General features: G+C 71.4%; 3 protein-coding genes and 2 pseudogenes. All 5 read right to left on the bottom strand.

Annotated elements, in window-relative coordinates; all coding sequences use genetic code 11:
• Window positions 1–83, bottom strand: a pseudogene (locus CU044_RS39630) (TetR/AcrR family transcriptional regulator); the annotation flags it as partial.
• A 90-nt stretch (window positions 84–173) separates the two neighbouring features.
• Window positions 174–783 (bottom strand): annotated as a pseudogene (locus CU044_RS39625) (IS701 family transposase); the annotation flags it as partial.
• A 356-nt stretch (window positions 784–1,139) separates the two neighbouring features.
• Window positions 1,140–2,003 carry a hypothetical protein gene (locus tag CU044_RS19995; RefSeq protein ID WP_129770074.1) on the bottom strand — a complete coding sequence of 288 codons (864 nt, stop codon included), beginning with the start codon at window positions 2,001–2,003 and terminating at the stop codon, window positions 1,140–1,142.
• A gap of 73 nt (window positions 2,004–2,076) precedes the next feature.
• Entirely contained in the window at window positions 2,077–2,781 is a 705-nt protein-coding gene (locus CU044_RS19990) for a GntR family transcriptional regulator (RefSeq protein WP_129770073.1), read from the bottom strand.
• 192 nt (window positions 2,782–2,973) lie between these two features.
• Window positions 2,974–7,224: SDR family NAD(P)-dependent oxidoreductase (locus CU044_RS19985; RefSeq protein WP_193564015.1), on the bottom strand; the 4,251-nt coding region annotated here is incomplete at its 5' end.

Genomic DNA, 7,224 nt, shown 5'->3' with positions numbered 1-7,224 from the left:
TGGTATCCGTGTTCTTCGAACACGCGGGCTGCTGCCCCCAGGATCGTCTGACGTGTCCGGATGGCTCTGTCCTGTTTCGCCACTTTCGCCTCCTTCACCTGCACGGCCGCTGTCCCGGTCCATAAAAAAAACCGGCGGGTTCGTATCTTACAGAGAACCGGGGCCTCCCGGGGCGCTCCGAAGGAGTGAGCGTGCATCGCGGGGGTGACCCAGCGGGTCCAGGAGGTAGCGGCGGACTTGGTGTTCATCGAGTCCCGCCAGCCCTTTCTCGGTCTGGAAGGTCTCTTTCACACGCCTTCTGGATGTGGAACATGCCCGTACCGGTGGCCACTGCGGCGGAACAGGCCACCGCCAGGACAGAGCCGATGCCGCGTGATCCAGAGCCGTGCGCAGTTTCGGGTTGCCGCCGTAGACCTCCGTCCCCGGTGACCGGTCCACGTGGTGTCCGGCATCCAGGAAGCGTTCGATCATCATGCGGGCCGGTTCCGGCCTGGTCGTGAAGACGGTGCCCTCGCCGAGCCCAGCTGCCAGGCAGCGGTCCGGGTCGCTTGTCCAGGAGCGCGGGATGTACAGCTCCCGTCGCGCACGTCGTCGCGGACGGTGTCGGCATCCCAGGAGGCCCGGCACAGTAGATGTTGCATGCTGTGCGGGCTGCCACTCCCCCGCCCACTCCGCGATTGTCCAGCAGTTCTTACGCGGCAGGTCCGACAGCGGGCCGAGCACTGACCGCCCGGCGCGCAGGCAGGGTTCGCAGCGGCTGAACCGTCCCGCGATCCGGCTCATGGCCACCTCGACGGCCCGTGCGACGGTGTTGCGTTTCTTGTACCGCTCTTCGTCGAAGCCCGGTGGCCGCTCGCCGCGTCCCCCCTTCCGCAGGCACACGGCCTGACTGCCGGCCACCGCGCGTGACCCACCCGGCCCCGGCATGACCATCAGCGACAACGGGCGGCAGTCAACGCCCGCACTCAGATGGAGCTGGGGCCTGAAGCCGCCCGCGAGCGGCCCGGGCCCCCCACCTCCCGCACCCGCGCCACCACCACCAGGCCGGCGTACAGGCTCCGCCACGGTGTACCGCCGCGATGTTGTCCGCGCGTGGCGGAGGCGGCCCGTTGCCGGTACCGAGCGCCCGGCTCCGGTCCTCAGCCCCTGCCGAAGTGCACCGCGGGGAAGGCGCCCATCGCCCTGAGGGTTCTGGTGAAGGCGCCGGCCAGCTCGGTGAGGCGCGCGGTGGCGGCCGGGCCGAGGTGGTCGTACGGGGCGGCGTCGAGACGGTCGGTGAGCGCCTCGGCCTCGCCGCGCAGGGCCGCCCCCGATTCCGTGAGATCCCCCGCCTCGTCCAGCAGGCCGCGCTCGCGCAACCGGTCCCGGGCGGCGGCCCACTGCTCCGCGGACCACCCGCGGGTGCGCATGAAAAGTGCCGACGTCGGCGCCGTGCCGGTGGCGTTGTGCAGGACCAGCGCCTCGATACCGGACAGGCCGGCGACCGCCAGCGCGGCGATGTGACCGTCGCCCCGGTGCTCGCGCAGCAGCGTCGCGGCGTGCCACAGCGCCAGGTGCGGTTCTTCGGGGACGGGCAGTCCGGCGTTCGCGGCGTACAGCGGGCGCGCCTCCCGGCGGCATGCCTCGGTGGCGCGCAGCGCCAGCTCGGCTGCCTCGGCCATCTCCTTCGAGACGAGGGCCTCCTCTCCGAGCAGCCGCCGCAGCGTCGCGTCCGCGCCGCGCAGCCGGGCCGCGAGCACCGCCTTCGGCGTGGTGACGGTCCACGCGGCGGGGATGTACCGCTCCACATGTGCGTGGCGGAAGTTGTAGAAGGTCGCTGTGACGGTGCCCGCGCCGACAGCCCCGAGCGGAGCCGCGCGGCCCGCGAGGTAGACCATGGCTCCGCGCTCCAGTCCGAGCGCTGCGAGTTCGTCCGCCGGCTCCGGTGCGAAGTACATGGCCCCGTGCAGGGGATTGACGGCGTTGTGGCAGTGGCGGCCCGCGCTCGCCTCGAATGACGTCATGCTGCGGCTCCAGTGTGAGTGGTCGGGCGTGGGTGGCCGGATGCGGATGTCCGGTCAGGTTCGGCGAGGCGCATCAGGCTTCCTTCGCGGGTTCGGGGTGGATGCAGCCGGTCAGTCCAGCCGCGGTCTGGGTGAGGTGCAGGGTCAGTACCTCGGCCGCGGTATCGGCGTCGCGGGCCAGCGCCGCCTCCTCCAGCCGACGGTGTTCGGCGGCGCCGTCCCGGTCGGGGTTGCGATGCGCCGACCAGCGGCGAGCCAGCTCGCTCGCGGTCCACATCCGGTCGAAGGTCTCCAGCAGCACGGGGTTGCCGCACCCCTCCAACAGGGTGCGGTGGAAGGCCCGGTGGGCCTCGGACCATGCGGCGCTGTAGTACTCGCCCTCCTCCGGCACGTACGCCGGTGTGCGGGTCAGACGGTGGTGGGCGGCTCGCACGCGGGCCTCCCACTCGACGTCGCCGCGCTCGACCGACATACGCAGCACGACCGGTTCGATGGTCCGGCGGGCCTCCGCGATCTCCTGCCAGCGGAGGTCGGAGAAGGCCGGGACGGCGAAGCCGCGGTTGGGCAGCCGGTCGGCGAGGCCCTCGCCGACCACTCGCACGAGCGCCTCGCGCACAACGGCCAGGCTCACGCCCTGTTCCTTGGCGAGGTCCTGTGGCTTGAGGGCGTCACCAGGGGCATGGTCCCCGCGCATGATCGCGTCCCTCAGGTGGGCGTAGACCTGCTCGGAGAGCATCTGCTTCCCCGACGAGGCGGAGCTGTGGATCATCTGCGTCATGTCGGCATCATAGACGATCCTGGAGATAATCGATTGTTGCCTTTATGGTCGATCTCTTACCCATCCCGGAACACGGCTTGAAAGGAGCGACGGGATGAGCGGCAACGACCTTCGCCTTCCCTCCTCTCAGCACCACCGACTACGAGGCCGCCGTGGCGTCCGTCGTCGGGCGACGACGGACGCCACGCGCGGTCATGCGTTGAGCGTGAGCCCGGCGGTGATGGCCAAGGCCAGTTCCCGAGCCATGGCCTCCGGGTTCTCCATCGGTGCCGAATGCGCGCCTTCGATGCTCCGGGTCACGAATGTGCCGCTGGTCAGCGCGGACCAGCGCTCCACCGTGCCCTCGGGCAGCACCGGGTCGGCGGTGGCCGACACCGCCGTGATCGGGATGTCCAGCGGACCCCTGCGGTCGGTGCGCAGCATGAGCTGATGCCGCTTCCACATCGTGGAATCGTTCCGCAGGTTCTCCAGGTAGCTGCCGAAGACCTCCTCGTTGGCGAGGATCTCGTCGGGCAGTACGCCCCGGAACACCTCGATCAGGTCCTCCGGCGCCGCCGTGTCCCACACCAGCGAGACCTCCTGGAACCGCCTGAGCGGCTCCGGCACCTCGCTGAACGGCGCCGGCGCGCAGGCGACGACGAGCGAGACTTCCGGTCCCCCCACCCTGCTGCCGATCCGGTGAGCGATCTCCCATGCTCCCAATGCGCCCTGGCTGTGTCCGTACAGGACGGTCGGTACGTCGAGACGGTCGGACATCTCCGCCACGACCCGGTCGACGAGGATGTTCACATCGGTCACCGGGGCCTCCCCGCTGTGTCCCTCACGGCCCGGAACCCGGATACCGAGCAGTTCCACGTCCTCGGGAAGGTGCGGGATGAGCGGGACGTGCCCGGTGGTCGTGCCCCCCATTCCCGCCATGCACAGGATCCGTGCCCTGGGGTGTCGCGCCGGCTTGAGCACCCGTACCAATGGGTCGTGCACGGCCTCGGTGACGGGCTGGCGCCCGGTGAGTTCGTCGACCAGGTGCTCCGCGATGCCCGCACAACTGCCGTGCCGGAACAGCACGTCCGTGCCGAGCGGCAGGCCGCTTCGCCTGGCGAGTCCGGCGCGCAGGCCGACCGCCATCAGCGAGTCCATGCCGAGCTGCTGGAGAGGCTGTTCCGCGGGAAGCTCCGCCACCCCGAGAGCAGCCGCGGCCTCAATGCGGACCAGTTCGAGCACCGTACGGAGCTGTGCGTCCCGTCCCATGCCCGCCAGCCGCTCTTCGAGTCCGCTCTCCTGGCGCTTGCCGGCCATCTCGGCGCGCGCCTCCGGGATGCCCAGCAGCAGCGGACGCCGCCTCGCGACGCAGAACGTGGGGGTGAAGCGGGACCAGTCGATATCGGCCACCCCCAGCGCCACCCGATCCGTTCCGAGCACCAGGTCCAGTGCGCGCAGCGCGTGTTCCGGGGGCATCATCCGCAGACCCCGTACCCGGAGCTGCTCCTCGGCCTCCTCCGTCACCATGCCTCCGTCGGCCCAGCCACCCCAGTGCACCACGGTGGCCGTGCGGCCGTTGGCCACCCGGTGCCGGGCGAGGGCGTCCAGCGCGGCGTTGCCGGCCGCGTAGGTCGTCCCGCCGCCCGCACCCCACAGACTGGCACCACTGCCGTAGAGCAGGAACGCGTCGAGTGGCCGGTCGCCGAGCAGTTCGTGCAGGTGCCAGGCGCCGGACACCTTCGCGGAGAGTTCCTCGGCGGCCCGGGCACCGTCGAGCTCTGCCAGGAGCGCCGTCCCGGCGACCCCCGCGAGATGCGCGACGACCGTCAGCGGCGGGCCGTCGGCGTCGATCCGGTCGATCAGTTCGGCGACCTGCCTCCTGTCACCGACGTCGCAGGCTGCCGTCACGACCTCGGCCCCGGTCGCCTCGAGCTCCTCGCGGCACTGTGCGGAGACCTCACCGGAACGGGAGGCGAGCACGACGCGTCGCGTCCCGCGTTCCCCCAGCCAGCGGGCGAGCCGTTGGCCGAGGGCTCCCGTGCCACCGGTGATCAGGGCGGTGCCGCTGGTCGTCCACGGCGGCCGCGGTGCGGGCGTGGTGCGACGCAGCCTTCGCACGTACCGGCCGTCGGCGCGGAGCGCGATCTGGTCCTCGTCGTCACCGGCGAGAACGGCGCGGACGAGCTGCCCGGCCCAGTCCGGGTGCGGCTGTTCGGGCAGGTCCGCGGTGCCGCCCCAGCCTTCGGGGCGTTCCAGTGCCGCGACCCGGCCCAGTCCGTTGATCAGAGCCTGCTCGGGGCGCGTGACCGTATCGGCTTCGTCCACGCCGACGGCGCCCCTGGTGACCAGCCACACCGGAGTCCTCGGGTGACGTGTTCCGAGTTCCTGGAGCAGTCGCACGGTTCGGAGGAAGCCTTGCCGCGTGCCGTCCTCGTCCAGTGGCGTCAGGACGATCACCCCCTGCATCGCCGCCGGCAGGGAGGCCAGGTCGCCCGGATCCGTGCCGGCCCGGTGCGTGCCGGCTCCTGCCTCGCGCAGGGCCGTCACCAGCTCCGTGGCGGGTGACGCGGGGTCCCCGAGGACGGCCCAGACTCCGTCTGCCGGTGCCGGGTCGGGCTCGGTGGGCTGCCAGGTCTCCTCGTACAGCCAGTTGGCGATCCCGGCGTGGTCGTCGCGGCCCTCGAGCCAGCGCCGGAGCAACGGCAGCAGGTCCTCGACGCTGTCCCTGTGCTGCCCGGACGCGCCGAGCAGCTCGGCGAGCCCGTCCGCCTCGCCCGCACCGACGACGTCCCAGAACCTCTGGTCGGTCGTCTTGCGGCGAGCGGGTTCCTTCCAGTGACGCTGCCGCTGGAAGGCGTAGCCGGGCAGGCCGACCATGCGACCGCCGGGGACGGCCGCCGACCAGTCGATCCCGACACCGTGCGCGTGCAGAATGCCCAGTGTGCGCTGGAGCCGGTCCAGGCCGCCCTGTTCGCGTTCCATGGTCGCCACGACCACCGCGTCCCGGTCCGCGCCACCGTCGGCCAGTGGCATTGCCAGCACGGGATGCGGACTGACCTCGACGAACACCGTGTATCCGTCGGCGAGCAGCTCTTGCTGGGCGAGGTCGAGCCGTACGGGTTCGCGCAGGTTCCGGCACCAGTAGGCGGCGTCCAGTTCCTCACCCGCGGCCCGCCGGCCCAGCACCGTGGAGTACAGCGGGATCTCGGTCGGGCGGGGACGCAGCGAGGCAAGCTGGTCCCGGAGGCCGGGCAGCAGCGCGTCCATGTGCGAACTGTGGGATGCGCAGGCGGCGTTCAGCGTGCCGCACCACACGTCCTGGTCGTCCCACTCGTAGAGCAGCTCGTCCACGATCGCGCGGTCCCCTGAGATGACCGTGGATCCCGGTGTGTTCACCACGGCGACCGAGACGGCGTTCCCGTAGGGGGCCAGTGCCGCCTCGACGTCGGAGACCGGGAGTTCCACGGTCGCCATCTCACCGTCGGAGGACAGCGTGGCGAGGGCCGTGCTGCGTTCGGCCACGATCCTGGCGCCCTCCTCCAGGGTCAGGGCGCCGGCGACCACGGCCGCGGGAATCTCGCCCTGGCTGTGTCCGACCACGGCCTGTGCTTCCAGGCCCAGATCCCGCATGGCCGCCGCCAGGCCGAGATACATGGTGAACAGCACCGGCTGGGCGATGTCCAGGCGGTCCCACGCGATGCGGTCCTCGTCCTGGAGCAGTTCGTGGACCGACCAGCCGGTCCAGGGGCGCAGTGCCTCGTCGCAGCGGGCGACCGTGTCGGCGAAGGCCGGGCTTTCGGCGAGCAGGCGCCGGGCCATGCCCGGCCACTGCGACCCCTGGCCGGGGAAGACGAACACGACCTTGCCCGGCCGTGCGGTGGCAAGGGTGAGCGACGCGTCCGGGTGGTCACGGGCGATGGCGGTCAGTCCTTCGATGACCGTGGACAGATCAGGTCCGGCCACCGACGCGCGTTCGGCGAAGTGCTGCCGGTGTCGGTTGGTGGTCCAGGCGAGGTCGGTGAGGGTGGTGTCGGGGTGTTCGGTGAGCCAGTGGGCCCACTGCCGGGCCTGGTCCCTGAGTGCCTGCGGGGTGCGTCCGGAGACGACCACCGGTGCCGCGGCCTGTGCCGGGGCGGGCTGTGGGGACGGCTGCGGCGGCTGTTCCAGCACCAGGTGGGCGTTGGTGCCTCCGATGCCGAACGATGACACTCCGGCGCGTCGGGTGCCCTGCCAGGCCCGTGTGTCGTCGCTGATCCGCAGGACCGCCGGGTCCAGGCCGAGTTCGGGGTTGACGCGCTGGAAGTTGACCGTGGGGACCAGTTCGCCGTGGTAGACGCAGAGTGCCGCCTTGACCAGTCCCGCCAGGCCCGCGGCCACGTCGGTGTGTCCGATGTTGGACTTCACCGATCCGACCGCGCAGGGTTCGTCGCGGTCGGGGGTGAAGACCTCCTGGAGGGCCTGGAT

It is taken from the genome of Streptomyces sp. L-9-10 (assembly GCF_004151105.1).
GTDB lineage: Bacteria > Actinomycetota > Actinomycetes > Streptomycetales > Streptomycetaceae > Streptomyces.
Note: the sequence above shows the minus strand (reverse complement) of the source record. Positions and strands in the feature narration are given on the sequence as shown.

What these genes read in the sequence shown, in the direction of transcription:
- CU044_RS19995 (WP_129770074.1), bottom strand. Translation starts at nt 2,003, where the DNA reads ATGACGTCATTCGAGGCGAGCGCGGGCCGCCACTGCCACAACGCCGTC.
- CU044_RS19990 (WP_129770073.1), bottom strand. Translation starts at nt 2,781, where the DNA reads ATGACGCAGATGATCCACAGCTCCGCCTCGTCGGGGAAGCAGATGCTC.